At 35.8% G+C, this 26,115-nt stretch carries 22 protein-coding genes; 5 read left to right on the top strand and 17 right to left on the bottom strand.

Annotation, left to right across the window (positions count from 1 at the left end; translation table 11 throughout):
* Positions 1-20: 20 nt before the first annotated feature.
* The 10 genes from EGI24_RS13190 to EGI24_RS13145 form a co-directional block, all read right to left on the bottom strand.
* On the bottom strand, positions 21-1,259 hold the full coding sequence (locus EGI24_RS13190) for an HD domain-containing protein (RefSeq protein ID WP_255048898.1): 1,239 nt from the start codon (positions 1,257-1,259) through the stop codon (positions 21-23).
* Between the two features lie 423 nt (positions 1,260-1,682).
* Complete coding sequence (locus EGI24_RS13185; RefSeq protein WP_255048897.1) at positions 1,683-3,974, bottom strand: NADP-dependent malic enzyme; 2,292 nt, start codon at positions 3,972-3,974, stop codon at positions 1,683-1,685.
* Between the two features lie 207 nt (positions 3,975-4,181).
* Entirely contained in the window at positions 4,182-5,234 is a 1,053-nt protein-coding gene (locus tag EGI24_RS13180; RefSeq protein ID WP_255048896.1) for an SMP-30/gluconolactonase/LRE family protein, read from the bottom strand.
* A gap of 4 nt (positions 5,235-5,238) precedes the next feature.
* Positions 5,239-6,480 carry a C4-dicarboxylate transporter DctA gene (dctA, locus tag EGI24_RS13175; RefSeq protein WP_255048895.1) on the bottom strand — a complete coding sequence of 414 codons (1,242 nt, stop codon included), beginning with the start codon at positions 6,478-6,480 and terminating at the stop codon, positions 5,239-5,241.
* Between the two features lie 151 nt (positions 6,481-6,631).
* Positions 6,632-7,606: a sugar phosphate isomerase/epimerase gene (locus EGI24_RS13170; RefSeq protein ID WP_255048893.1), complete on the bottom strand. Its 975-nt coding sequence runs from the start codon at positions 7,604-7,606 to the stop codon at positions 6,632-6,634.
* A 241-nt stretch (positions 7,607-7,847) separates the two neighbouring features.
* Positions 7,848-8,765, bottom strand: coding sequence for a YihY/virulence factor BrkB family protein (locus EGI24_RS13165; RefSeq protein WP_255048892.1), 918 nt, complete (start codon positions 8,763-8,765; stop codon positions 7,848-7,850).
* 1 nt (position 8,766) lies between these two features.
* Positions 8,767-9,174, bottom strand: coding sequence for a thioesterase family protein (locus EGI24_RS13160; protein ID WP_255048890.1), 408 nt, complete (start codon positions 9,172-9,174; stop codon positions 8,767-8,769).
* 6 nt (positions 9,175-9,180) lie between these two features.
* Positions 9,181-10,218 carry an endolytic transglycosylase MltG gene (gene mltG / locus EGI24_RS13155; protein WP_255048889.1) on the bottom strand — a complete coding sequence of 346 codons (1,038 nt, stop codon included), beginning with the start codon at positions 10,216-10,218 and terminating at the stop codon, positions 9,181-9,183.
* Entirely contained in the window at positions 10,211-11,578 is a 1,368-nt protein-coding gene (hisS, locus tag EGI24_RS13150) for a histidine--tRNA ligase (protein WP_255048888.1), read from the bottom strand. Before hisS ends, mltG begins: the two co-directional genes overlap by 8 nt.
* Before the next feature lie 362 nt (positions 11,579-11,940).
* Complete coding sequence (locus EGI24_RS13145) at positions 11,941-12,300, bottom strand: hypothetical protein (protein ID WP_255048887.1); 360 nt, start codon at positions 12,298-12,300, stop codon at positions 11,941-11,943.
* 126 nt (positions 12,301-12,426) lie between these two features.
* On the opposite strand from EGI24_RS13145, the gene EGI24_RS13140 reads away from it, so the two are divergent.
* Genes EGI24_RS13140 through EGI24_RS13130 form a run of 3 tightly spaced genes read left to right on the top strand, consistent with a single transcriptional unit; the run spans position 12,427 to position 15,076 of the window.
* Complete coding sequence (locus tag EGI24_RS13140) at positions 12,427-13,164, top strand: SDR family NAD(P)-dependent oxidoreductase (RefSeq protein WP_255048886.1); 738 nt, start codon at positions 12,427-12,429, stop codon at positions 13,162-13,164.
* A 3-nt stretch (positions 13,165-13,167) separates the two neighbouring features.
* On the top strand, positions 13,168-13,935 hold the full coding sequence (locus tag EGI24_RS13135; RefSeq protein ID WP_255048885.1) for an SDR family oxidoreductase: 768 nt from the start codon (positions 13,168-13,170) through the stop codon (positions 13,933-13,935).
* 7 nt (positions 13,936-13,942) lie between these two features.
* Positions 13,943-15,076, top strand: a complete 1,134-nt coding sequence (locus EGI24_RS13130) for a MalY/PatB family protein (RefSeq protein WP_255048884.1) — start codon at positions 13,943-13,945, stop codon at positions 15,074-15,076.
* On the opposite strand, the gene EGI24_RS13125 is transcribed toward EGI24_RS13130, so the two are convergent.
* The 3 genes from EGI24_RS13125 to EGI24_RS13115 are packed head-to-tail and all read right to left on the bottom strand — an operon-like array spanning position 15,063 to position 17,481.
* On the bottom strand, positions 15,063-15,974 hold the full coding sequence (locus EGI24_RS13125) for a glycosyltransferase family 2 protein (protein ID WP_255048883.1): 912 nt from the start codon (positions 15,972-15,974) through the stop codon (positions 15,063-15,065). The two genes, EGI24_RS13130 and EGI24_RS13125, sit on opposite strands and share 14 nt — an antisense overlap.
* A gap of 1 nt (position 15,975) precedes the next feature.
* A complete protein-coding gene (locus EGI24_RS13120) occupies positions 15,976-17,064 on the bottom strand; it encodes a DegT/DnrJ/EryC1/StrS aminotransferase family protein (RefSeq protein ID WP_255048882.1) in 1,089 nt (362 codons plus the stop codon).
* Positions 17,065-17,067: 3 nt separating this feature from the next.
* Positions 17,068-17,481: an FdtA/QdtA family cupin domain-containing protein gene (locus tag EGI24_RS13115; RefSeq protein WP_255048881.1), complete on the bottom strand. Its 414-nt coding sequence runs from the start codon at positions 17,479-17,481 to the stop codon at positions 17,068-17,070.
* Positions 17,482-17,534: 53 nt separating this feature from the next.
* Between EGI24_RS13115 and EGI24_RS13110 the strand changes: the two genes are divergently transcribed.
* Positions 17,535-17,726 (top strand): hypothetical protein, encoded by a 192-nt coding sequence (locus EGI24_RS13110; RefSeq protein ID WP_255048880.1) that lies wholly within the window; start codon positions 17,535-17,537, stop codon positions 17,724-17,726.
* Positions 17,727-17,771: 45 nt separating this feature from the next.
* Here EGI24_RS13110 and EGI24_RS13105 read toward each other — a convergent pair whose 3' ends face one another.
* Positions 17,772-19,250, bottom strand: coding sequence for an arginine decarboxylase (locus EGI24_RS13105; protein ID WP_255048879.1), 1,479 nt, complete (start codon positions 19,248-19,250; stop codon positions 17,772-17,774).
* A gap of 152 nt (positions 19,251-19,402) precedes the next feature.
* On the opposite strand from EGI24_RS13105, the gene murC reads away from it, so the two are divergent.
* Positions 19,403-20,869 carry a UDP-N-acetylmuramate--L-alanine ligase gene (gene murC / locus EGI24_RS13100; RefSeq protein ID WP_255048878.1) on the top strand — a complete coding sequence of 489 codons (1,467 nt, stop codon included), beginning with the start codon at positions 19,403-19,405 and terminating at the stop codon, positions 20,867-20,869.
* Here murC and EGI24_RS13095 read toward each other — a convergent pair.
* From EGI24_RS13095 to EGI24_RS13085, 3 genes are all read right to left on the bottom strand, one after another.
* Complete coding sequence (locus EGI24_RS13095) at positions 20,859-21,902, bottom strand: glycosyltransferase family 9 protein (protein WP_255048877.1); 1,044 nt, start codon at positions 21,900-21,902, stop codon at positions 20,859-20,861. The genes murC and EGI24_RS13095 overlap by 11 nt on opposite strands.
* Positions 21,899-22,501 carry a DUF4254 domain-containing protein gene (locus EGI24_RS13090; RefSeq protein WP_255048876.1) on the bottom strand — a complete coding sequence of 201 codons (603 nt, stop codon included), beginning with the start codon at positions 22,499-22,501 and terminating at the stop codon, positions 21,899-21,901. Before EGI24_RS13090 ends, EGI24_RS13095 begins: the two co-directional genes overlap by 4 nt.
* Positions 22,502-22,619: 118 nt before the next feature.
* Positions 22,620-26,048: a ThuA domain-containing protein gene (locus tag EGI24_RS13085; RefSeq protein WP_255048875.1), complete on the bottom strand. Its 3,429-nt coding sequence runs from the start codon at positions 26,046-26,048 to the stop codon at positions 22,620-22,622.
* Positions 26,049-26,115: the final 67 nt, after the last annotated feature.

Here is a 26,115-nt window from a genome sequence, read left to right as displayed (position 1 = left end):
TGAGATGATGTAAATGGCCTTTAAAACGATGGTAAATATACGTCATTGGCATAACAAATATAATTTTTTTTGACAATATTACTCATAGCCTTGATGGTCGGTAAGTCAGAAGCTTCAGAAACATCCAATATATTCCCATTTTTCATTAGAATCTTTATATTAGCATTTTGCGAAGCATAACCATTGTTGCTTATTTGGCCTTTTTTGTAAAAGTACTTTTGTAGATTTTTCGGTATCTTTTTATCCTCAAAATTTTGAAGAATATTGGCTTCCAATCCTTCAGTTTTTAGACCAACTTCTAGTTTTATTTTGAACAAATTTCTATTGATTATATTTTGACTCAAATTTGCCAAAACAGTGTCATTGTGGTTCTGCCAAGTTTTGATGGCGTACCAAATGTCTACATCGTCGAGGGCTACAAAGTTTTGAAGCAGCGTACTATCGTTTTGGAAATCTTCTCTTCTTATATTTCGATTAAAAAATACTTGTAGGTGTTTTGGAATATCTACGAAAATGTTTTCATTCAAAAGGTGTTTTACCCTTTCAAATATTTTCAAGACCATGGTTTCGGAGCAAACAGACGTCTTGTGAAGATAAACTTGCCAATACATTAATCGCCTTGCCACCAAGAAATTTTCTACACTCAATAGTCCTTTTTCTTCTACTACCAATTGGTTATCAACCACATGTAGCATTTTGATGATTCGTTCGGCTCCAATGTTTCCTTCGGCCACGCCCGTGTAAAAACTGTCACGATTGAGATAATCCATCCTGTCCATATCGAGTTGGCTTGAAATAAGTTGATGGAAAAAACTGCGGTCATAAGTACCTTTAAACATCTCAATGGCCAATGTAAGTTTGCCTTCAAACTGGCGATTGAGATCTTCCATGAGCAATTCTGAGATGGCTTCGTGGTTCACATTTTTAAGAATGGCGTATTCCAAGACATGCGAAAATGGCCCATGACCAATATCGTGCAACAAAATGGCCACCAAAGCAGCTTCTCGTTCCACTTCCATTATCATCAGGCCTTTAGATTGAAGGGTGTTTAGGGCTTCATTCATCAAATGCATTGCTCCTAAAGCATGCTGAAAACGTGAATGAAAAGCTCCAGGATATACCAATTCGGCCATTCCTAACTGTTTTATTCTTCTGAGACGCTGAAAATAAGGGTGTTGTACGATTTCAAATATAAAATCTGACGGTATGGTTATAAATCCATAAATAGGGTCGTTGAATATTTTGCGTTTGTTTGTCAAAGTGTTTTTGGAATGTTTAGCTATAGAGGTGTAACAATGCCTTAGTGCCACAAAGTTCTCAAAAAAAGAGTAAGGGTTCTAATATTTTTGATTTTAGTGGTGTTCAGCCAGACTTTTTTCTTTTAAAGTTTTCGCTGACTTTGTTAGTTTTTTAGAAAATTAAAAAAAAAGTGTTCTAGTTTTATCAAGAGATTCACAATTAAAAATCTAAATTTATAAGGTTGATTTTTTAGAATAATTCAAATTAATTAGATTTTAGTACTTTGCCAAAACCAATACTATCGCAAAAGTAATTTTTGCGGATTTTAAAAATGTTTATCTGTATCAAATCCATAAAGTCCACTTGTTAACAAGTACCAAAAAACAAAAAAAATGACAGCCTCCCAAATGGAAACTGTCATTAAATATAAATCAAAAAGAAATTTATTTTTTCACAGCATCAACCACCGAAATGGCCGTTTGGTTCACAATTTCCCTAACTGAAGCACCTAATTGTAATACTTGCACAGGCTTTTTGAGTCCCATCAAGAGTGGTCCAATTTTCTCTATTCCTGCTACTTCTTTTAGTAGGTTGTAGGCAATGTTGGCCGAAGAAAGATTTGGGAATATCAAGGTATTGGCTGGGCCATCTGCCAAGTCTGAGAATGGATGGTTTTCTTTTAGCAGTTCTGTGTCAAACGCCAAGTGAGCTTGCATTTCGCCATCTACTACCATTCCTGGGTGTTTCTGCTTCAAAATCTCAACTGCCTTACGCATCTTGATAGGAGCGGGGCCTTCTGGCACAGAGCCAAAATTGGAATACGTAACCAAAGCAATTCTTGGCTTAATATTGAATTTCTCTACTTCTTTTGCAGCAAGTTCAGTAATTTCTACCAATTCGTCAGTAGTCGGGTCAAAATTGATGGTAGCATCTGCTAAGAATAATGGCCCTTTTTTCGTCATCAAAATATACATACTAGATATCTTCTTCACACCTTTTTCTGGTCCTATAATCTGAAGAGCAGGACGAATGGTATCTGGATAGTTTCTAGTAAGACCACCTATCATAGTATCTGCCAGGCCAGTTTCCACCATCAGTGAGGCATAATAACTTCTACGGGTAACAAAATTCATGGCGTCAGGTTTGGTCAACCCTTTTCTTTTTCGTTTATCAAAAAACAAGTCTGCAAATTCTGCCAATCTAATTTTCTCTGACTCGTTTTTGCTCTCTTTAGGATCTATGATATCGATGTCTTCTGGAAGAGAAATGTTATTTTCTTCTAAAATACTCATTATCAGCTTTCTATTGCCCAAAAGTATCGGATAGGCTATCTTTTCTTGAATCACCTGCTGAATGGCCTTGAGTACAGTAAGGTTTTCTGCATCAGCATATACTACTCTTTTCGGGTTCTTTTTGGCTTTGGTCATGATGGCCTTCGTGAGGGTATTGTCCAATCCAAGTCTTTTAGAAAGTTGGTTTTCGTAGGCATCCCAATCGGTAATAGCAAATTTGGCCACTCCTGTTTCCATGGCGGCTTTGGCCACAGCGGGAGCCACAGAGGTTAGCAATCGCGGGTCAACTGGTTTTGGAATAATGTAGTTTCTGCCAAAACTTAAGTTAGCTTCACTATACGCCATATTTACGATATCGGGCACAGGTTTTTTTGCCAAAGCGGCCAAAGCTCTTACTGCGGCCAACTTCATTTCCTCATTTATTTCGCTTGCTCTTACGTCTAAGGCTCCTCTAAAAATGTATGGGAAGCCCAAAACGTTATTCACTTGGTTGGGATAGTCCGAACGGCCCGTGGCTACAATAATATCTTCACGAGCATCCATGGCGTCATCATAAGAAATTTCTGGTGTTGGATTGGCCAATGCAAAAACTATACAATCTTTTGCCATGGTTTTCACCATTTCTTTAGATAATATATTGCCTTTTGAAAGTCCAACAAACACATCGGCTCCATTGATTGCTTGTGTGAGTGTGGTTTCGATCGGCATGTTATTGTTGGCGAATTCAATCTTTTTGCCGTCTAGGTTTGTTCTGTCGGGATGTATAAGTCCTTTAGAATCAAACATGAAGATATTTTCTTTTTTGGCACCCAAAGCATTATAAAGCCTTGTGCAAGAAATGGCTGAAGCACCCGCACCATTGATGATAATTTTGGCTTTGGCGATGTCTTTTTCTACCAATTCGAGGGCATTGAGTAAGGAAGCCGACGAAATAATGGCTGTTCCGTGTTGGTCGTCGTGCATTACAGGAATATTCAACTCTTTTTTGAGTCTTTCTTCTATTTCAAAACATTCAGGTGCTGAAATGTCCTCTAAATTTACCCCACCAAAAGTAGGTTCCATTATTTTGACTGTTCGAACGAATTCGTCGACGTCTTTCGTGTTGAGTTCTATATCAAAAACATCAATGTCGGCATAAATTTTAAATAGCAAACCCTTGCCTTCCATAACTGGTTTACCAGCCATTGCACCTATGTCACCTAGGCCTAAAACGGCTGTTCCATTACTGATTACAGCAACAAGATTCCCTTTGGCGGTATATTTGTATGCATCCTCGGGATTGGCTTGAATGGCCAAACATGGCTCTGCCACACCAGGAGAGTAAGCCAAAGATAAATCTCTTTGGTTGGCGTATTCTTTTGTAGGCACTACTTCTATTTTGCCAGGCCTGCCTTTGGCATGATATTCAAGAGCTTCTTCGTTAAGCGTTTTGTCGTTGTTCATATAAAAATAAATTCAGTTTTCGAATGCTAAACTAAGCATCAAATAGCGAAATGTATCTATGTTTTGATTAAAAATATAGGACGAAAAGTGGAATTGAGCAGAATAATATTTGGTTTTGTGATTTAATTACTATGGATAGTTTGTGTTCTGGTAATATTTATCTGGATATGTTTTGAACAGTTAGTTTTTGCCAAATATTATTCTTGTTTATTTTTTTTCTAACAAAATTACTTTTGGGTCAAATACACCTCCAATTAAAAGATTTTGCTTGCCATTCTTTGAATAAAATGGTGCTCCGACACTGGAGCCAGAAATTTGCTGACCGTCATTGAGATAAAGTGTGTTTTGTATTTCAAAATTGTCTTTATTGATTTCTATAATTGCTGATGGAGAAATTTTCTTAGCGTCTTTTTTATGGGCCATAAAAGCAAAAAGCTTTGGATGACAACCTACGATCATGTTTCCATTTTTATTTATTTCTATATTGTCCGGAGCATAAGTTGTTGAAAAATAATCTACTGATTTAAGTAAATTGGTTTGCGTTTGAGGTTCAAAAACATGAATGGCTTTTTCTAATGTAGTAGCCACGTAAATTTTGCTACCATCATCCGATAGTGCAATTCCGTTGGGATAGGTGATTTTTTCGCTAACAATCTTAGAAATTTTCCCATCATAAAAAACAACATTGCCAGTTGGTATTCTCAAAAAATCGGAAAACATTACTTTCCATTTGGAGCGATTGCTGTGGTCGTTGGTTACAAAAAACTGGTTTTCGGCTACCGCCAAAATGTCATTTGGAGACACGAAGTCAGTGCTGGAGTACTTGCTCAAATAGCTTAAACTATCACCCAAAATCTGGAATTTCAGAATATCATTTTTGTTGTCTTTGTGAGAAATAACAAATAAGAATTTCTTGTCTTTTATGCTCAACAAAGAAATTCCATGTGGGCGAAATTCCCGAATTTTAAAACGATCAGTCAGATTAATTAAGGTTTTAGAAGAATCATTCAAATTTAGAGTAAATATGGCACCTGTGCTTTTTGGGTTTCTACGGTCATGAGCACTCAAATAAGCTATATTGGTTTGCTGGTCAATGGTGATATCTTCCACTCCAGGCATGCTTGGAAGCGAATTTAAACGGTAATCACCAATATCCGTAATGCTATTAAAAACACCTGCTTTGATGGTAGTTTGGACAATAAAATAAATGATGCCTCCAAGTATAATAAGGGAGAGAAGAAATTTCTGTGAACGTTTCATGTTTTTAGCTAAAATTATCTTTTAATATGTCTTCGGTATCCTCCACATGATTAAGTGCATAATGAAGTTTTTTCATGTCCAATTCATTTTCGTTTCTCGAAATCCATATCGTAGCCACGCCATTACCAATAAAATTTGTTATAGCTCTTGCTTCTGACATAAATCTGTCTACACCAAGTAACAAAGCTAAGCCTTCTATGGGTATAACTTCCACCGCAGATAATGTGGAGGCTAATACGACAAATCCGCTTCCGGTAACGCCAGCGGCACCTTTTGAAGTGATCATTAAAATGCCTATGATGGTTAAAATCTGTTCAAATGTAAGATGAACACCAAATACCTGGGCGAGAAATATGGTAGCCATGGACAAATATATGGTGGTGCCGTCCAAATTAAACGAGTAACCAGCAGGCACGACCAAACCTACAACTGATTTAGAGCAACCCATTCTTTCGAGTTTTTCCATTAAAGACGGCAATGCCGCCTCAGAAGAGGAAGTGCCTAAAACGATCAGCAATTCTTCACGGATATATTTCAAGAATTTCCATATACTTATTTTGTAATATTTAAGGATAAAATAAAGTACTACGAATACAAATATAGCCATGGTTGCATAAACGGATAGCATAAGTTTGCCCAATGGAAACAAGGTTTTTATGCCATATTTGCCTATGGTGAAGGCCATTCCGCCAAACGCACCCAATGGAGCAAAAAACATTACCCAATGCAATGCTTTGAATACATATTTAGAAATTTTATTCAAAAATGTTGTGACTATAACTTTTTGCTTCAGTTTGCTCAAAACAACCCCAAATACGATAGAGAAAATCAAAACTTGAATGGTAAGATTATCTTTTAGGAATTTTAACCAACTGAATTCCGCTGACTTTTTGGTGTATTCGGATAAATCGGCTCCATCCAAATTTCCAGTAGTTACTCCCGCTCCTGGTTGTATGATGTTGGCTACAATTATACCGACCAATAACGCGAAGGTGGTTACAATCTCAAAATAGATAAGTGCCTTTAAACCAACCTTTCCAACTTTTTTGAGGTCGCCCATACCGCTTATTCCCAATGATATGGTCAGGAAAATGATTGGGTTAATAAAGAGTTTTACAATATCTATAAATCTTGTGCCTAGCCATTTGAACTCTACGGCCCGGTCAGGTGCAAAATGCCCTAAAAATGCCCCTGCGGTAATTGCAGTCAGCACCCAGAAAGTTAGATTGGTTAAGATTTTTTTCATTTTAGGGTCATATTTTGAGAAAAAGCGTAAGGTGTTTTTGCCGGAGATTCCGAAATTGAATCCTATAAAGATTAAACTTTAAATCCATTTCCTTTAGATAATGTTCAATTTAAACTTTATGGATTTTATGTCTAAGTTTATTGTCTGTTATTTAAGCAAACTGCAAGTTTTTCATAAATTCAGCATCTTTTTTGATGTCTTCCAATGGTGAAGAATTATCAAATCTTTCTTGCTCAACAATGTAATATTCTACGCCTTTTTCTTTACAAGTTTTTAAAACTTTGCTAAAATCTATTCTTCCATTTCCCAAAGTAGTGGAGGCTCCTAATGGCCAGAAAGGATCTTCTTTTTTCTCAGTAGCTTCAATTTCTTTAAGTCTTTCTTCCTTGTAAAGGTCTTTAATATGTACCAATTTAAAACGGTTAGCGTAATCTTTTAACCATTTTTCAGGATCTTGGCCAGCTTTTACTACCCAATACAAATCCAGTTCAAAACTAACCAAATCAGCATCTGTTCCTTTTAGCATGATTTCTTCAGGTAAACTCCCATCCGAAGTTGGCAAAAACTCTATGTGGTGGTTGTGGTAGCCCATTTTTATGCCAGAGGCTTTGGTTATTTCACCTTGTCTGTTTAATCCTTCAGTTATCTTTTTCCATTCGTCAGCAGTTTTAATTTCTCCTGGGAAAGGATTTAAAACGTAGCTCATGCCAATCGAAGCACAATCATCCACCAATTTTTTGAATTCTTCTTCCGTTTCTTTCTTGATAGTAAAGTCTGGATTTATGTGACTGCTAACCAATTGCATACCCAAGTCACCCACATAAGTTTTGAATTCGGCAGGTTTCATGCCCCAAAAAACACCTTTATCTCCTGTAAAACTTTCTAGCTGGGTGTATCCACAGTCAGCAATGGCCTTGAGTGTTGCCTTTGCATCTTTGGCCATATCTTCTTTTACTGTCCAAAGTTGCAGTCCATATTTTTCTATAGCAGGAGCATTTGCAGTTGTTTCTGAAGTGGTTGTTTGATCAGATTTAGACTTACAGCCCCCTAAAGTTTGGAGCAAAATTGGAGCAGAAACTGCGGCTATTCCATAGTTTTTAAAGAAATCTCTTCTAGAATGTTTCATTATAAGGGTTTGATTATTGAAATAAAATCTAATTTAAGGCTTTATACTAAGATTCTAAAAACAAATATCTAAAAATGCTGGCAGTGAGCATATCAAGCAGTTTGGTTAGCGACACTGTATCCGTAAAATAAGATTTCAATTTTACAGAATTTTGTGGCATAAAACTTGAAAAACAACTATTACACAACAAAGATTTTTTTATGGGTTAAGGTTTATTGTAAACACCGTCGGCACGAGATTGCTACGGTGTTTTTTCTTTTGATCGGTACGTTGCACTTTGAAAACTTATATTAAGTTCAAATCCTAAAATCAGGATAAGTGCAATGAGATATATCCACACCATGATGGCTATAAGCGTACCAATCGAGCCATAAAGCCTATTATAGGAGCCAAAATTTTCTAAGTAAAAAGAGAATAAATTAGTTGCCAAAATGCTTAAAATAGATGCGAATAATGCACCAAAGTTAAAGAATTTGAGCTTTTTGTGGATTGCTGGAGCGAAATAATAGATACAAGATATTCCAATAAAGAATATGACAAATATAAAAGCATAACCAAAAATATTTATACCCCAAATGTCAACGTTTTGGTTTATAAAGTTCTTGCTGGTGATGTAATTTAGGGTAATTTTTCCAACAATAAGCACCACAATTGCAGCCAACAAAACCACAATAAGTAAGCTAGTCAATAAAAAAGCAATCCATCGAGACTTAAAATAACTACGTTTATCTCTTTGTTTTAATGCCATGTTAAATGCCCTCATAAGCGACGACATGCCATTGGTGGCGGCAAAAATTGCAAAAAGAAAACCAAACGAAAGGATATCTAAACGAGGTTGACTGATGATTTCTTGAATGGTATTTCTCACACTTTCATACAATCCCGCGGGCATTACATTTCTTAGGAAATCCATTATCAAAATCTCTAAATCTTGAATCGGAATATATGGTATAAGCGTGAATAAAAATATTGTGCCTGGAAAAACGGCCAGCATAAAGCTAAAAGATACTGCGGCGGCTCTTTGGTCAATGTCGACGTTTAATATTTTCTTGTAAAGTACATTTAGGAAAACATAAAGTGATACATTGGTATTTAAAATGTAAACATTTTTGAGTTTCAATGCAATTAAGTTTCCTATGTTCTCAATTAGCTTATTCATTTTACTGATAAAAAGGACTTAGTTTGTCTAAAATAACTTGTGGACAGACAGTTATCTTTTGAGTATCGGCTTTAATGAATACTAGGGTAGTTAATCCTGTATGTATAATTTTGTTACTTTCGTTTATGATTTCTGTGTTAAAAACTATCCTTACTTTTGGCATTTCTTTGAGTATACATCTGATAATAAGCAACTCATCATATTTGGCTGGCTCCAAATACTTGGAGTTGTTTTCATAAACTGGCATCCAAATTCCACTTTCCTCTAAGTCCTTGTACCTTACACCCAAATTTCTCAAAGCTTCTACACGACCAATTTCAAATAGCTTGGCATAATTGCCATAGTACATATAACCCATTTGATCAACGTCAGCATATCTTACTCTATAGTTAGACTCAAAACTGTACATAATTGTTTATTTAATACCTCTTGCATCTAGTGCTGCTTGGTAAATATCGGCATTTTTTAAGTGTTCAGTGTAAGTGGCAGCAAAATTATGATAGCCTGAGAAATCTTCTTTGGCACAGAAATAGGTATAATTATGCTTTTCATAACCCAAAACTGCATCAAGAGCCACTCGCTCAGGCAAAGCGATGGGTCCTGGAGGCAATCCTGTATTGATGTAAGTATTGTATGGAGAAGGGGTCATTAAATGTTTAGTCAAAATCCTCTTAAGGCTGAAATCACCTACCGCAAATTTCACTGTTGGATCGGCTTGAAGGGGCATGTCGGTGGCAATTCTGTTTACATAAACACCCGCTACCCTTGGCATTTCGTCAGGTTTGTTGGTTTCACTTTGAACAATCGATGCCATAACTCCAACTTGTATCGGTGTCATATTTATAACCTTTGCTTGTGCCAATCTTTTATCGTTCCAAAATTTCTCGTATTCGGTTTTCATTCTATCCATGAAGTCCTCCACGCTACTATTCCAATAGATAAAGTATGTGTCAGGCAAAAACATACACATGATGGTTTCGCTTGTAAATCCATATTTTGCACAAGCTTCTTCATTTTTCATTTTTTCCAAAAGCACATTAGAATCAAAATCTAGTTTAGTGCCGATTTTTTTTATCAAATCCTCTTTGGTTCTAACATTGTTAAAAGTAAGCTTGACAGGATCTTGATTTCCACTTCTGATTTTCGAAATGATCTCTTTATTGGCAGCATTTGGCTTGATTTCGTATCTTCCTGGCTTTATGCTCTCTTTCAAACCCATTCTCTTGGTCATAAAACCAAAAGAAACTTCGTCATTAATGATTTTGTGTTTGTGCAAGGTATCCATCAAACTCTCATAAGTAGCGTTTTTAGGCACATACAAAACGAATTTTTCCTTTCCTTCTACATTGAGGTTCGGACTGTAGGCTACTTGCCAAAAATAGAATGCCATGGTGGCTGCTAAGGTAGATACTATTACTAATAGGTAGGCTAATACTTTTTTGTTCTTAAACATTGAGAGATTCAATTAATTGGTTCAAAGTGAGTGCTTTTTGCTCACCTGTTTTCATGTTTTTTACTAAATATATTTCTTTCACAATTTCGTCGGTTCCGAGAATAACTACAAAAGGGATTTTCTTTTTATCTGCGTATTCAAACTGCTTTTTTATCTTAGCGTCTTCAGGGAAAATCTCAGAATTTATTCCCTTCTGCCTAAGCACGGCAACCGTTTCTAAACTTTTAGCTAAGGTTTCTTCACCAAAATTTGTGACCATAACTTTGGTGGATGAAAGTTGCAATTGCTCAGGAAATATTCCAAGCTCTTCCATTACATCATATATTCTGTCCACGCCTAACGATATACCGACACCGGAAAGACCCGGCATGCCAAAAGTGCCCGTAAGGTTATCGTATCTACCACCTCCTGAAATACTTCCTATACTGACATTAAGAGCTTTTACTTCGAAAATAGCTCCAGTATAATAACTTAACCCCCTTGCCAATGAAGGGTCAAAGGCTATTTTTGGATTCATCAATTGCATTTTATCCACCAAAATCCAAATCTCCTCTAATTCTTGTACACCCAAAATTCCAATTTCGGACTTTTGAAGCCAGTTTTTGAGGGTGGTAAACATTTCAGTTTGACTGATTGGCAAACTAAAAAGTGTCTGAAGTTTGGAGATATTTTCTTCGTTGAAACCTCTTTGAAGTAGTTCTTCCTCTACTTTTTCTTTTCCTATTTTGTCTAACTTGTCTATGGCTACACAAAGGTCAACCTCTTTGCCTTTTGCACCAATGATTTCCGTTATTCCACTCAGGATTTTTCTGTTATTTATTTTTATGACAAATTCAGAAACGCCTAAGTTTTCGAAGATTTCATGCAACATAGTTACGATTTCGGCTTCACAAATGAGGGATTCTGTACCTACAACATCGGCATCACACTGATAAAATTCTCTATACCTTCCTTTTTGTGGCCTGTCGGCTCTCCATACGGGTTGTATCTGAAAACGCTTAAATGGCATGGCCAATTGGTGACGATTCATTACCACGTATCTTGCAAAAGGCACTGTCAAATCATATTTGAGGCCTTTTTCAGATACTTTTTTGAGCATTTCTTTTGAGCCTTTTTCTAGGTCATCTTGTGTAAGCCCGCCAGCAAAATCTCCTGAATTGAGAATTTTGAATAATAACTGATCGCCTTCATCTCCATATTTACCCATCAAAACTGAAAGATTCTCTATGGCTGGGGTTTCTAAAGGTAGAAACCCGTATTTCTGATATACTTTTTTGATTTGGTCAAAAATGAAGGTTCTTTTAACCATTATTTCCGGGCCGAAGTCTCTTGTTCCTCTAGCTAAGCTCGGTTTCGACATATTGTATTTTTGACGATTAATATTTTTGCAAAAATAAAGATTAAGCACGAAAATACCTTCTCTATTTCGGAATTATCCTGAAAATGGTACGAAAGGTGAAATAAAAGTTTTGATAATTTATTTTTTGAGAAAGTATTAATTTAAATGATAAATTTCTTACCTTTGCACCTCGTTTAAAGCAATAAAGAATCATTAAACATATTTTAGCAATGGGAGTTACTCAGTTAAAAAGAAAAAGTCGTAAAAATAGAGCTATATCTAATAATAAAGTTGCATCTGTAAAAAGACTTACCCTTAGACCTAACATCAAGAAAGTTGATATCGAGGTTCTAAAAGCAGAATCGTCAAAATAAGAAAAGCCCTCATGATTGAGGGCTTTTTTGTATATTTAATTTATCAGTTCCTTTATTTACGAATCTCTTCTTCTTCAATTCCTTCTGTTTTTGTTTCCATATTTTCCTTGATCTAATTTCTGTTCGATACATGATTGCATCACCATAAAATGCTAGACCTAGGTAAAAAACAGCCAAACTTAGTAGAATCATAAAACCCCATGTTGCCTTATCATATCCAACTTGGAGTCTGTTCCAAGAAAAAACAAAGAAACTCAGTCCTAAACCAATTATACTGAAACTAAGTATAGAGGTAAGAATCCACTTGGTTCTCAACGACATCTTTTTTATAATTTTTTGACCAGGGGCCTTTTTCTCTGTAACAATCATTTTTTGTAATGTTTAAGAATCATATTGGTTTTACAAAAATATAGCTTTTTGTTTAAAATTGCTTTATAAACCAATATTTCGAAAATATTAATTGTTAATTTGCCGAAATAAAATCAACAAATAAAAATGAGTAAGAAAAAAGTTGTAATCTCTGGAGTAAACTCAGGAATAGGTTATGCGACGGCATTGGTTTTTGCCAAAGAAGGCTATGTAGTGTATGGTGTCGATTTGTCTTCAGAAGTTAATCCGTCTTTGGCTCTTAAAATTAAAACCTTGGGTTCAGTCTTGAATTATGCTTCTTGTGATGTATCTGATAACGAACAAGTTGCTTCATATTTTGATAGATTAAATATTGAAATAAATGTTCTGGTGAATAATGCGGGCATATTAGGCCCAAGAATCAAAACAGAAGAATATCCCAAAGATGCATTTGATTCTATAATTGATGTAAACGTAAAAGGTGTCTTTTATATGACCAAACATGGATTACCCCATTTAAAAAAGCAAGGAGGTAGTTCGATAGTTAACGTAGCCTCGGTAGCCGGATTAGTAGGCATGTCTAACCATATAGCTTATTCAGCAAGTAAGCACGCAGTTGTCGGAATGACCAAAACCCTTGCTCTTGAATATGCCAAAGTGGGGATTCGGGTAAATGCCGTTTGCCCTGGTTTCACAGATACTTCGATGGTAGAGAATGCTCATCTTGAAATAGACTATATAAATGGTTTGAAATATTCTACGCCCATGAAACGGTTTGGAGAGGCTGAAGAAATAGCAGCAGGCATTTTTTACTTGGCTTCTTCAAATGCCAGCTTTATTACGGGTCAATGTTTAACCATAGACGGAGGTCTGACAGCTCAATAAGTTATGAAAAAAGATATATTTTCACTCGAAGACAAAGTGGCGATCATAACTGGTGCCAGCAAAGGAATAGGAGAGGCCATAGCCAGGGTTTTTGCTCAATATGGGGCCAAAGTGGTCATTAGCAGTAGAAAACAAGCCGACTTAGACATTTTGGCAGAAGAAATTAAGAAAGAACATGGCGTGGAAGTTTTGCCAATTGCTGCACATGCAGCAGATATTAATCAGCTTAATGAACTGCTTTCAAAAACGATAAAGACTTTTGGAAAAGTAGATATTTTGGTAAATAATGCAGCAACAAACCCAGTTTTTGGGCCGTCATTGGATTGCAGTGGCGACGCTTTTGATAAGATTATGCAAGTCAATGTGAAGTCTCCTTTTGAATTTGCGAAGTTGGTACATCCTTTTATGAAACAAAACGGATCTGGAAGTATTGTCAATATTAGCAGTATAGCTGGTAGTTCTCCCGATCCAGGTTTAGGAATGTATAGTGTCAGTAAAGCCGCCTTGAATATGCTAACCAAGGTTCTAGCTAAAGAATGGGGGGGAGATGGGATTCGGGTAAATGCTTTGAGTCCGGGATTAATAAAAACCAAGTTTAGTCAGGCACTTTGGGAGAATCCCAAAATGCTAGAACATTTTACTATGCGATTGCCAATTGCTAGAATGGGTAGTGTGGATGAAATTGCGGCCTTGGTATTATACTTGGCTTCAGACGCTTCGGCTTACACAACGGGGGTTAATTTTCAAGTGGATGGTGGAACAACGATATAATATAAAGATGGATTTCGATAAAATAGTAGATAGAAAAAATACCAATAGTTATAAATGGGATAAATATCCTGAAGGGGTGCTGCCATTATGGGTGGCAGATATGGATTTTGAAGTTGCTGAACCAATAAAAAGGGCTCTGAACAAAATTGTTGAACATGGTGTAATAGGCTATAGCCGCACGCCAGACGAATTAGTAGAAGTGGTTTTGCAAAGAATGAAAGAAAAGCACAATTGGGAAATTCAGAAGGATTGGATTGTTTGGCTTCCAGGTTTAGTGCCTGGGTTGCACACTTCCGCTAGGTGTATTTCTGATGATTATTTTTCTGTAATGACTTCATCACCAGTTTATAGGCCGTTTTTGGAATCTGCTGAGATAGGTAATCGGCGATTACAGGATATTCCATTCATTTGGCAAAATGATAGATGGGAAATGGATTTTGTGGAAATGAGGAAATCGGTTAATCCAAGTACCAAATTGTATATGTTATGTAATCCGCATAATCCAAATGGGAGAGTTTTTTCTAAGCAAGAATTAGAACAATTGGCCAATTTCTGTGTGGAAAATGATTTGGTATTGTGTTCAGATGAGATACATTGTGATTTGATTTTAGATGAGTCCAAACAGCATATTTCTATCGCCTCACTCAACAAAGAAATAGAAGCCAGAAGCATAACTTTGTTGGCTCCTAGTAAGACTTTTAACATTGCTGGATTGGGCTGCTCATTGGCTATAATCCCTGACAAAACTCTTAGAGATAAGTTTGAAAAGACCAAATACGGCATGATGCCTATGCTATCGTCTTTTGCAATGGATGCTGCTTTAGCAGCTTATAAGGATTCAGAACCTTGGAGATTAGAGCTATTAAAATATTTAAGGGCAAACCAGGCCTATTTACTAAAAGAAATAAACGCAATTGAAGGCCTAAAAATGGAGCCCCTTGAAGCTACCTATTTGGCTTGGATAAGTTATGAAGGTACTGGGATTACAGATTTTGTTACGCATCTAGAAAAATATGGTGTTGGAGTTCAAGATGCCTCCATATTTGGTGGGAAAGGATATTTTCGACTCAACTTTGCAACACAAAAGGCGAATTTAGAAAAGGCTATTAAGAGAATTAGAGAATCCCTTAATCTGGCTTAGTATTCTTTTTGTTGACTGATTCTATAATATATGGTGGCTTTCCGCTCATCATCAAAAAAGTATTGCCAATGTATTCTCCAACAAGTGAAACGGAACACATAAGTACGCCACACATAAAGATTACGATTGGAGAACCCCATTCTGGAATAACTGAAAAAGCATATAAAAGCATATAAATCAATGCAAAAATAATGGATAGTATTCCTGCAAAAAAAGTAAGTCTCAAGGGCAATAATGAATAACCAAAAATGATGGTCAAAGTGAGGCTTATAAGCTTTTTTATAGAATAATTGGATTGTCCTTCGTCTCTGCTATTGTGTAATACTTTTTGTCGACCCACATTGTTGGTCACTTGGAATATTAATCCATCAATATATGGATGTGGGCTACGACTTTTTACAATTTCGGCAATAATATCCTTATGGATTAGTTTAAAGCTACTTAAGTACAAATCCTTTGGTTTTTTTAGTAGATAAGTGGTAAGGAAATTTACAGCCCTACTTCCATAATTTCGAAACCAGTGATGTTTTTTAGCGTCGTAATAACTGTAAACTACATCCAATTTTTCTGCTTCTGCTTTCTTAAACAATTTTAAAATCTCTGATGGAGGATTTTGAAAATCATCATCGATAATGATTCCATATTTTCCTTCCACAAAACTTAAACCACAAATTACGGCATTGAATTCTCCGAAATTCTTTCTAAGATTAATAAACTTGAGATTATCTTTCTCTTGACTTAGACTTAAACAAATCTTAGCGGATTCGTCTTTAGATCCATCATTCACTAAAATTATTTCATAGTTATATGAATTGAGTTCTCTTTCAATGTCTATTACCAATCGTTCAATCGTTTTGGCACCGTTGTAAACTGGAATAACTACTGAAAAATCTCTCATTTTAATATGAATTTAATGATTTAATTATATAATCAACCTCTTCTTCTTTTAAGGTAGAATTCAAAGGTAAGCTTAATATGGTTTGATGAATAGTCTCAGTAATCGGTAATTCTAATTTCTCAAACTCTGCAAGAGCTTTTTGTTTATGCGGTGGAATGGGATAGTGTATGTCAAAACCAATTTGCTTATCCGAAAGAAACTTTTTGAAGGAATCTCTTTTGTCTGTTCGAACTACAAATAAATGCCACGCATCTTGGTTTGTTTTGTCGGAAGGAGGCAAAATCAACTTCTTATTTTTTATTTCTGATAAATATCTTCCAGCAATTTCACGTCTTCTTCTAATTTCTAGATCCAAATGTTTTAATTTAATATCTAAAAATGCTGCCTGAAGTTCACTAAGTCTACTGTTAGTGCCCAATGAATCAAATTGATACTTTAGTTCTGATCCGTAATTTCTGTTTCTTTTAACATTGGTAGCTATAGCTTCATTATTGGTTATAACCGCCCCCGCATCAGATAATGCCCCAAGGTTTTTGGTGGGATAAAAACTGTAAGCTATTGCATCCGCTCCAAAGCAATCTTTGCTGTTTTCAAATTCTGCTCCATGGCTTTGAGCAGCATCTACTATTAATTTTAGATTATTCTCTTGGCATATGTCTGTAATTTTTCGGAAATCACACATACGACCATACAGGTTAACTGCCAAAATTGCAGCAGTATTTTTATTAATTGCTTTTTTAGTATTTTCGCAATTAATCAGATAATCATTGAGGTTAGGATCTACCAATATAGGTTGTAAACCTGCTATTTTTATTGCCAAAATACTTGCAAAATATGTATTGGCCGGTACAATTATCTCAGCATCCTTTGGGAAATTGAAGCTATTCAAAATCAAAACTAGAGCATCTAGTCCATTTGCAACTCCCACACAGTATTTAGCTTCACAATATTTAGCAAAATTTGTTTCAAAGGATTTTACACTTTCCCCAAGGATATAATTACCTGAATTTAGAAAGTCTTGAAAAGTAGCCTTTAGCGAGTTCTCATATTTTTCATTGATGCTTTTTATAGATAAAAAAGGAATCTCCATTTATTATTGGAATTGAGAACTAATAATTTGAGAGAACACATTTTCAGGGTTATAGGCTAAATCAATATAGTCACTTGGGTCATAATTTTGATTGGCCAAAACAAGTAGAATACTATCTTCTGAGAAGTCAAACATTTGATGCCAATCTGTAGGTTTTAGAAGCAAACATTTTCCAAGACTATCTAATTCGTAGATATGGTCAGAATCATAGTTGTCTTGCACATAAACTTTGCAGGATCCGTTTAAGCAAATAAGTCCTTGCCAGGTTTCGTGGTGTCTATGTCCCCCACGAATTTTGTTTTCAGGGACTCCATATATAAAATACACCCTTTCTATGTGTCCAGGCATGAGGTGTTCGAAAACAGAAAGAATACCGTCCTGGTTCTCAATTGATTTAAGTTTGATGATGTTCGCCATTTTATAATTTGGTAGAGCTCCCAAAAATATAAAAAAAAGCCAAAAAAATAACAATGGAATTGAAAAATAAACAAAACCTTGTTGGTGTTTTTAAAAATCAATTGTCGAAAAGTTACGCTTTAACCTCTGTTTTATTAAGCGTTTTATTAACTTTTCCATATGCAGGGCAAGGTGTTTTCCTGCAAGAACTAAACATTATCAGTACAAAAAGGGATAAAAGAGCCAATTTTGATTTCATTCAATGATTTTTTTTAGTGGTCTAACGATATTTTTACGGTCTTATTTTAATTTCAATCTTTTTTCTCTTTCTGGAAATTAATATTCTCATCTTGAACGATTAAAGGCTCCGCTTTTTTGCGTTCACTTCTGTAGCCCAGAATTTTCATCATAGATTCTGCCCCTTGCTCTTTGGCAAAAAGTTCGGTGGTCAAGTTTCCATTTTCATCCAAGTCTATCAGAACATGTTTCGGAGCTGGAATTAAACAGTGTTGAATACCACCGTAGCCGCCCAAAGATTCTTGGTAAGCACCTGTATGAAAGAATCCAATGTATTGTTCCTCGGAAGGATTGTTGTCGTCCAGCATGGGCATGTATAGATCTTCTGAGTGCGACTCCGTATTATAATAATCAGCAGAATCACAAGTCAAACCACCTAAGTTTACTTTTGTATATGGTGCATCCCAGTTGTTGATTGGGAGCATAATGTATTTTTGTCCAATTCCCCACGAATCAGGCAATTGCGTAATGAAAGAGCCGTCAATCATGTACCAAAGTTCTCTGTCGTTTTGTTGTTTTTGGTCAATGATTTTGTACAAAATGGCACCACTTTCACCTACTGTATAACTTCCAAACTCAGTGAAGATATTGGGTACAGGAACATTGTTTTTGTGACAAATCCATTGTACGTTTTCTATGATTTCGTCCACCATAGCTTGATAGTCAAAATTATAAACAATGGAAGTCTGGATAGGCATTCCACCACCAATATCAATAGAATCAAGTTCAGGACAAAGTTTCTTTAGCTCACAATATTTAAACATGAATCTAGTCAACTCTGACCAATAGTATGCCGTATCTTTTATGCCAGAATTGATAAAGAAATGGAGCATTTTTAGCTTAAAATGCGGATTAGGTTTAATTTTATCATTGTACAAATCATCCACATCTTTATATCTAACCCCTAATCTAGAAGTATAAAATGAAAAAGTGGGTTCCTCATCAGTGGCAATCCTTATCCCGATATTAACATTTTCAGCGGTAACATGCTCAATGTAATGGTCTATTTCTCCCAAATTGTCTAATACAGGTATACAATTGACAAAGCCCTCATTTAGCATATCTGAAATATACTCCAGGTAATTTGGCCTTTTGTGCCCGTTACATATTATATAGGTTTCTTTGGTGATTTTTCCTTCATCAAAAAGGGTTTTTACCAAAGGCATATCAAATGCAGATGATGTTTCTAGATGAATATTGTTCTTAAGTGCTGTTTCTATTATAAATTTGAAATGAGAAGATTTTGTACAATAACAATAAGTGTAACTTCCTTTGTAATTGTATTTTTTCATTGCATTTTTAAAAAGCAACTTGGAATGTTCTATATGTTCGCTGATTTTAGGTAAGTAGGATAGCCTGAGTGGAGTACCGTATTTTTTAATAACATCCATCAAAGGGACATTATTGAACTGGAGATTATTTCTAGCATCTACGCCAAATTCACGGGTTGGAAACTCGAACGTCTGCTGAATTAAATCTATGTATCTCTTCATTTATTGTACTAACGAAAATTGTTGAATATTTGAACTAGGAAAAAAATATGGTGCAAAATTGACATAATTTTTAGAACTTTGCAAATAAGGTTTACTTATAAAGCCCATATTCAAGTGTTTATCGACATACGCTCGGTTTTTTTATATAAAAGATGATTAATTCTACAAAAAAGGTACATTTTATTGCTGTTGGTGGTGCGGTTATGCACAATTTAGCATTAGCTCTACACCAAAAAGGATACCAAGTTTCAGGTTCGGATGACGAAATATACGAACCCGCTAAATCGAGACTAGAAAAAGTGGGAATTTTGCCCAAAGAATTTGGCTGGTTTCCAGATAAAATAAATGCTGAATTGGATGCCATTATATTGGGGATGCATGCAAGAAAGGATAACCCTGAATTGCTCAGGGCGACAGAATTAGGATTGAAAGTATATTCATTTCCTGAGTATGTATATGAGCAATCTGTTCAAAAACAACGAATTGTGATTGCAGGTAGCCATGGAAAGACGTCAATTACCAGTATTATTCTTCATGTTTTGGCTTTTCACAAAAGGAATTTTGACTATTTGGTGGGAGCTCAAATTGAAGGCTTTGACTTAATGGTGAAATTGACAGAAGATGCTCCTATAATTATTATTGAAGGGGACGAGTATTTGTCATCTGCAATAGAGATGAAATCGAAATTTTTGTTTTACCACCCTCATATTGTGTTGATTAGTGGCGTTGCTTGGGATCACTTTAATGTTTTTCCAACTTTTGATAGTTACGTAAAGGCCTTTGAAGAATTGGCCGATGGAATAGACAAAGCAGGAACGCTATTGTTTGACGAGACCGATGATATAGTAAAAGTTATAGGTGAAAAAGATAGGGCTGACGTTCAGAAAATGCCTTACAAAAAGCATCCTTACGAAGTTAAAAATGGGAAGGTATTCTTGAAAACTCCAAATGGGGATCTTCAGATAGAGTTATTTGGCGAACACAACATGAAAAATCTTCAAGGTGCAAAGTTGATTTTGGAGAAATTGGGCATCACAGAAGAAATGTTTTACGAAGCCATTCAAACTTTCAAAGGGGCGTCTAAGAGGCTTGAAACGCTTGGAAGTAATTCCAATACGCATATTTATAGAGATTTCGCTCATGCACCTTCGAAGGTTGGTGCTACTACCAATGCCACAAAAGAATTATATCCAAAAAGAAAATTGGTGGCTTGTTATGAGTTACATACGTTTTCCAGCTTGAACAAAGAGTTTTTGCCGCATTATGACCAAAAGTTGGCGGATGCAGATTTGGCCATAGTTTTCTTCTCACCGCATACTTTGGAAATGAAGAAAATGCCGTCCTTGGATAAAGAAGAAATCAAGGCATTTTTTGGTAGAGAAGATTTGCTGGTATTTACTGATGCCAAAGAATTAGAGGATTTCTTGAAGTCTCAAAATTGGTTTCAGGCAAATCTATTGTTAATGTCTTCAGGAACTTTTGGAGGCATGGACTTCGCAAAGTTTTCTAATGAAATTTTGGATTTGCCTGTTACGGAGGTTTTTCCAGAATTAAAACCCGAAAAGGAGAAAAAATGGAACGGAATATTAGGAACTATCAAAGATAAATTCAAAAAATAGTTTTTACTTTTTTGAAGACCGTTTCAGGGCTAATCCAATTTAGACAAGCGTAGTCTTTTCTAATGCATGGTTTGTTTCCGTAAACTGAACAGGGCCTGCAAGCTAGTTCTTCTTTACTAATCTCAATGGTGTAACTTTTAGGTTGAAATAAAGCTCCGAAACCTGCATGGCTGTGTGTACTTCCCCAAATGGAAATTACTGGTATATTAGAGAGGGTTGCAAAGTGCATATTTGAGCTATCTCCACAGATCATCAAATCAAGTCTTTTGATAAGTGCAAGCTCTTCTTTTATAGAAAATAAGCCTACAAGGTTTTCGATTTGTGGAAATCTGTTTTTGAGTGAATCTACAATTTCTTTTTCTTGTTTTCCGCCTCCGAACGTCATTATTTGAGTTGTTGGAAATTGTTCAAAAATAAGCTGTATTAAAGCTTCATATTTTTCAATTGGCCACATTTTTCCTTTATGTTGGGCAAATGGAGCAATTCCAATCAGTTTTTGGCTTTTAAATTTCTCTAGCCAATTTTCGATTTTATTTTCCGTTTCAAAAGGAATATGAAAGAATTCAGGAAAGTTTTCAATTCTTGAATTTTGGTCGATTAACCCAGCTTCTTTAAAAACTGTGTAATATCTTTCTGTAACGTGGGGGAGCAGCTTAAATTCTTGATTTTTAATTAACCTTTTCTTCTCATTTCTACCTTTGTCGAACCCAAATACTTTTGCTCTTGTAAAGAAAAAGAAGAATTTTAAAACCTGAGTTCTGATGTTTTGGTGTAAATCAAAAACATATTCTGGTGAAAGCCTCTTTAATTCAAGAAATAATCTGAACAGGCCTAAAAGACCTTTGTGTTTATTATCTAAATCTGCAGTAAAAACTTCAATATTGCTGTATCCTTCAAAAAAAGGTTTGAATTTTTCTCGGGTAACAATGGTAATTTTTAGGTCAGGGTTTTGTTCTATTGCATTCAAAACCACTGGCAGTATCAAGGCCACGTCGCCCATCGCTGAAAACCTAAAAATAATTACTTTCTTCATTTTTTTGAATAAAATACGGGGTTCAAATTGGGATCGTTGTACATTTTCATCTGTTTGTAAAGCTTCATGTACTTTAGGCCAGCACCCAAATCTTCAATTAGCTCATCATAGCATTTTTCAAGATCTTTTTCCTGAATTTCTAATATCATGAGTTTGTATTTTACTGAGTTAATATGTGTTTCATCGGCATCATTTCTTTCTAATTGCTCCTTGAAATGATAAATTTTTAGTTGTAAAATCGACATTCTGTCCAAAAGCCAGGCCGGAGTTTCAGAATTCATTTTGGCATTAGGTTCTGAGTTTACATTTTTGAAATTTTCTGATAATAACTCATCTATTTGTTCCACTGTATCCGTTCGGTGTTGATTTGAAGCATCAATTCTGCGTTTAATGGCAACCAAAAAAGACGGTTCGTTCTTTGGGTCACGTATGATATCTTCGAGGTGCCATTGTACCGTATCAATCCAGTTTTTTAAATATAGTAACTTGCCAAACGGTGAATCTTGGTATTTTTTAGGCATTTCGGCATCCACATCATCAGTCGTATGATAATCTAAAATAGATTCCCTGAATATCGCATTTATTTCTTTTGCTAGCATTTTTGTATTTTTCCTAACGCAAATATACCAGTTTCATTTTTTAGAATCGATTTCTGTAGGCATCAAAAAAAGCCCAAACAAATGTATTTGGGCTTTTAATGTTTTAAGAAATAACTGTTTATTCAAACTTTATCGATTTAAATTTGATGATTTTATCCGTTGGGTTTGATTTTTTGACAGCCACGAAATACAAATCGCAAATTTCAGGTAAATCAATGTTAGTTTTTACCCAGTTCATTTTATCCCAACTGCCAGTGGACGAATAATTCACTTTTGCTACTATTGGGCCAGCAGCTGAGTTTTTCCTGATTTGGATTTCGCCATCTAACGCTTTGGATGCATATTCAAAACTGATGTTTTTGATATTCTTTAGGTCAATATTTTTGAAAACCAAATAGGACTTTGACCCGCCCTCTCTGAGCTGACCCCAGTCAAAAACAAATCCAGGATGCATATCGGCATCCATAGCCCGAAGTACATGGTGTCTCAATGGAAAAGTTATAGCGTTTTTCTGCATATTAGTTCCTTTGTTTCCAGTCTCTGTATATTCTGCCAAAATATTATAATGACCACGAGGTTTATCTTCCAAATGTTTGTCCAAAGGCAGTTTTCCAGCAACTGGGATTGCTTTGAATTCTTTTTTGGGATCAGATAAACCGAAAATATAGTGAACAATTTCTCTAGCATCAGCTATGTTTAGTTGTGGATGGGCACTCATCACATGTGTCTGTCCCCAATTTCCACCGCCGCCATCTATAATTTTCTTTGCCAACATATCCACACTTCCTGCCTTACCATTATACTTTTGAGCAATTTGGGTAAGCGATGGCCCCACTGATTTTAGGTTTTTGGTATGGCAAGCTTTACAGTCGCTACCATCGTAAAGCGTTTTGCCAATAGAGCCTGATTCCACAGTGGTCAAAGCCGTATTTTGTGTTTCTACCATCGGTCGGTAGGGTTGAGGTATGTAATTTAGCTTGGTAATTATCTTTTCTTTGTTCAAAACCTTGTTGTCTCCATTTTTGAATTTTAATTCATATTCAAAAGGTTTGTCTTCAAAATAAAAAGTCGAATTGTTGTTTGAAACTAATTCTATTTCAGGCTTTTCATTTCCAACTATTATTTTAAGTGATTCTACGGAAGTTTTGCCAGACTTATCTTTTGCTATGCCAGTTAATGTATATGTTCCATTCACAGAAAGAGTGGATTCGTATTTTCCTCCTTTTCCAACTTCTTTGCCATTCAATAACCAGGATATTTCAGGTCTTTCATCGAAATCTGGATCTGTGGCCCTTGCAAATGCACTAAAACTAAGCGGTGATTTGCCAGCTATTTCTTTGTATTTAGGGAAAGACCTGTTTTCAGAAGTCAAGAAAGATTGGGCGTTTATTTTCTTAATTTCGTCATTATTAGCAAAATAGGCATCGATTTTCGGTGATCGATTGCCAGAATTGTATTCTATTTTTACCAATCTAGCATCCTCATTGTCAGCTCCATAGACTGAGCCATACTCTAACATATACATTATTCCGTCTACCGAAAATGCTAAGTCTATTGGTCTTCTAAAATCTCCAGCATTGGGCATGAATTTTTCATTTCTCAGGTAGTTTTCATTTTCATCAAAACGCAATGCCAATACCCAGTTTCGCATCCAGTCAAAAACAAACAATGAACCATCATAATGAGCTGGTATAGCTTTTGGAGAAGCTTTTGATTTATTAAAAGTATAAAATTCACCTGCCATCGCACTTCTACCACCTAGTCCGAGTTCTGGAAACTCATCGGAAATTCCGTAAGGGTACCAAATCATAGGAGGAGTTGCTTTTGGTAGGTTTTTAAGTCCTGTGTTGTTGGGTGAGTTGTTTATTGGGTTATTTGGGTCAAAATTTGGACCGGCGGTGGAATCGGCAAAATTCCACTCAGAATAAGCATAGTTATTACCAACGAAATACGGCCAGCCATAAAAACCGGGTTTTTTTGCCTGATTAAACTCATCATAACCTTTCGGTCCTCTTTTGATGTCAACGCCAGCATCTGGGCCAATTTCGCCCCAATAAATGGTGGATGTTTTTGGATTTATGGCTATTCTGTATGGATTTCTACAACCCATTGCAAAGATTTCAGGAAGAGTTTTATCAATGCCTCGGCTAAACATATTTCCTTCAGGAATAGTATAAGTGCCGTCTTTTTCAGGATGAATTTTCAGTATTTTACCCTTATAATCGTTGGTGTTTGCAGCTGATCTTTGGGCATCCATCGGATAATATTTTTCGCCACTTCGCTCGTCAATAGGTGCGTAACCATCAGAAGGAAAGGGCGTTGTACCATCTCCAGTAGAAAGAACAAGGTTTTTATCTTTATCAAATGCCAAGGAACCGCCGTGATGTGAGCCACTATTGATTTGAACAGGTACTTTTAATAATATTTTCTCTGAATTTAGGTCTATCACATTGGTTTTTGAGATGGTAAACCTTGATAAATTAAAGATAATTGGTTCGCCCTCAATGGGTGGCGAGTAATAAAGATAAACCCAACCATTGTTTTCAAAATCAGGGTCAAGTGTGATTCCTATTAGCCCTGTTCCACCTTTCATAGTTAAAGGAAATCTATGAATGAGTTTGCTTTTATTTGTTTTGGTATCAAAAACAGTTAGATTTCCGGCTAATTCTGTAAAAAACACTCTTCCATCCGGTGCTACCGCCAATTCCATAGGGTTATTTAAGTCGTTCACTAAAACAGTTTTTTCAAATCTGTTTTCTTCAGGAAGTTCTTTTGCGTAAGATTTCGAATAATCCAATTTCGCATTTGTACCCATTGCATAATTTATTCCACCCAACAAATGCTGGAGGAAGTTTGCCTCGGAATAACTTTCGTCTGTATGGCCGCCACCTGAGTAAAAAGCACGGCCACCGTCATATTCATGATACCAAGATATGGGGTGATTATTACCGTTTGTTCCACCTTCATAGGTCGACTCGTCGAGGTAAGCGAGGGGTTTTATGTAATGGTATATTTTTTTGTAATTATACCATTCATCTGTTCTGTTCCAAATTTCTGGAAGGTGTTTTGTGGAAATATGCGTTCTGTCTGTGACTTCCACATTGGCATTTCTGATATTAGAATTGCTCGGATGGCTTTCGAAATAAGCTCCGAGTAGTTCATTATACCATGGCCATTCGTATTCCGTATCTGCTGCAGAGTGAATTCCGACAAAACCGCCGCCAGCTTGAATGTACCTCTCCATAGCAGCTTGTTGGGCATTGTTTAAAACATCGCCAGTGGTGTTATTGAAAATTATAGCCTGATAATTTTTCAGATTTTGATCTTGAAAAAAGCTGGAGTTTGTGGTGGTATCAACAGAAAAACTGTTTTCTATTCCTAACTTTTGAATAGCTTTTATACTAAATGGAATACAAGAGTGTTTGAATCCTTTGGTTTTAGAAAAAACAAGTACCTTATTTGAAGAGACTTGGCCAACAGTCGAATGGTAAACACAGCCGATTATGGCAATACAAAGTATCGCTTTACAAATTATTTTTCTTTTCATTTTATGGTTTGAATAAACTTTCCATAAAAATATAAAAGAAATTTAGAAGGATGACCTAAGTTCTGAT

The organism is Lacihabitans sp. CS3-21 (assembly GCF_024343675.1).
GTDB lineage: Bacteria > Bacteroidota > Bacteroidia > Cytophagales > Spirosomataceae > Leadbetterella.
This window is presented reverse-complemented; position numbering and strand designations above follow the sequence as displayed.

Excerpts from the sequence above, each read along its gene's own strand:
- dctA (WP_255048895.1), bottom strand. The coding sequence starts at position 6,480 with ATGAAAAAAATCTTAACCAATCTAACTTTCTGGGTGCTGACTGCAATT.
- EGI24_RS13115 (WP_255048881.1), bottom strand. The coding sequence starts at position 17,481 with ATGGCGAACATCATCAAACTTAAATCAATTGAGAACCAGGACGGTATT.
- EGI24_RS13090 (WP_255048876.1), bottom strand. The coding sequence starts at position 22,501 with ATGCTAGCAAAAGAAATAAATGCGATATTCAGGGAATCTATTTTAGAT.
- EGI24_RS13095 (WP_255048877.1), bottom strand. The coding sequence starts at position 21,902 with ATGAAGAAAGTAATTATTTTTAGGTTTTCAGCGATGGGCGACGTGGCC.
- EGI24_RS13120 (WP_255048882.1), bottom strand. The coding sequence starts at position 17,064 with ATGGAGATTCCTTTTTTATCTATAAAAAGCATCAATGAAAAATATGAG.
- EGI24_RS13185 (WP_255048897.1), bottom strand. The coding sequence starts at position 3,974 with ATGAACAACGACAAAACGCTTAACGAAGAAGCTCTTGAATATCATGCC.
- EGI24_RS13110 (WP_255048880.1), top strand. The coding sequence starts at position 17,535 with ATGGAATTGAAAAATAAACAAAACCTTGTTGGTGTTTTTAAAAATCAA.
- EGI24_RS13145 (WP_255048887.1), bottom strand. The coding sequence starts at position 12,300 with ATGATTGTTACAGAGAAAAAGGCCCCTGGTCAAAAAATTATAAAAAAG.
- EGI24_RS13140 (WP_255048886.1), top strand. The coding sequence starts at position 12,427 with ATGAGTAAGAAAAAAGTTGTAATCTCTGGAGTAAACTCAGGAATAGGT.
- EGI24_RS13105 (WP_255048879.1), bottom strand. The coding sequence starts at position 19,250 with ATGAAGAGATACATAGATTTAATTCAGCAGACGTTCGAGTTTCCAACC.
- EGI24_RS13180 (WP_255048896.1), bottom strand. The coding sequence starts at position 5,234 with ATGAAACGTTCACAGAAATTTCTTCTCTCCCTTATTATACTTGGAGGC.
- hisS (WP_255048888.1), bottom strand. The coding sequence starts at position 11,578 with ATGTCGAAACCGAGCTTAGCTAGAGGAACAAGAGACTTCGGCCCGGAA.
- murC (WP_255048878.1), top strand. The coding sequence starts at position 19,403 with ATGATTAATTCTACAAAAAAGGTACATTTTATTGCTGTTGGTGGTGCG.
- EGI24_RS13165 (WP_255048892.1), bottom strand. The coding sequence starts at position 8,765 with ATGAATAAGCTAATTGAGAACATAGGAAACTTAATTGCATTGAAACTC.
- EGI24_RS13130 (WP_255048884.1), top strand. The coding sequence starts at position 13,943 with ATGGATTTCGATAAAATAGTAGATAGAAAAAATACCAATAGTTATAAA.
- EGI24_RS13170 (WP_255048893.1), bottom strand. The coding sequence starts at position 7,606 with ATGAAACATTCTAGAAGAGATTTCTTTAAAAACTATGGAATAGCCGCA.
- EGI24_RS13125 (WP_255048883.1), bottom strand. The coding sequence starts at position 15,974 with ATGAGAGATTTTTCAGTAGTTATTCCAGTTTACAACGGTGCCAAAACG.
- EGI24_RS13135 (WP_255048885.1), top strand. The coding sequence starts at position 13,168 with ATGAAAAAAGATATATTTTCACTCGAAGACAAAGTGGCGATCATAACT.
- EGI24_RS13085 (WP_255048875.1), bottom strand. The coding sequence starts at position 26,048 with ATGAAAAGAAAAATAATTTGTAAAGCGATACTTTGTATTGCCATAATC.
- mltG (WP_255048889.1), bottom strand. The coding sequence starts at position 10,218 with ATGTTTAAGAACAAAAAAGTATTAGCCTACCTATTAGTAATAGTATCT.
- EGI24_RS13160 (WP_255048890.1), bottom strand. The coding sequence starts at position 9,174 with ATGTACAGTTTTGAGTCTAACTATAGAGTAAGATATGCTGACGTTGAT.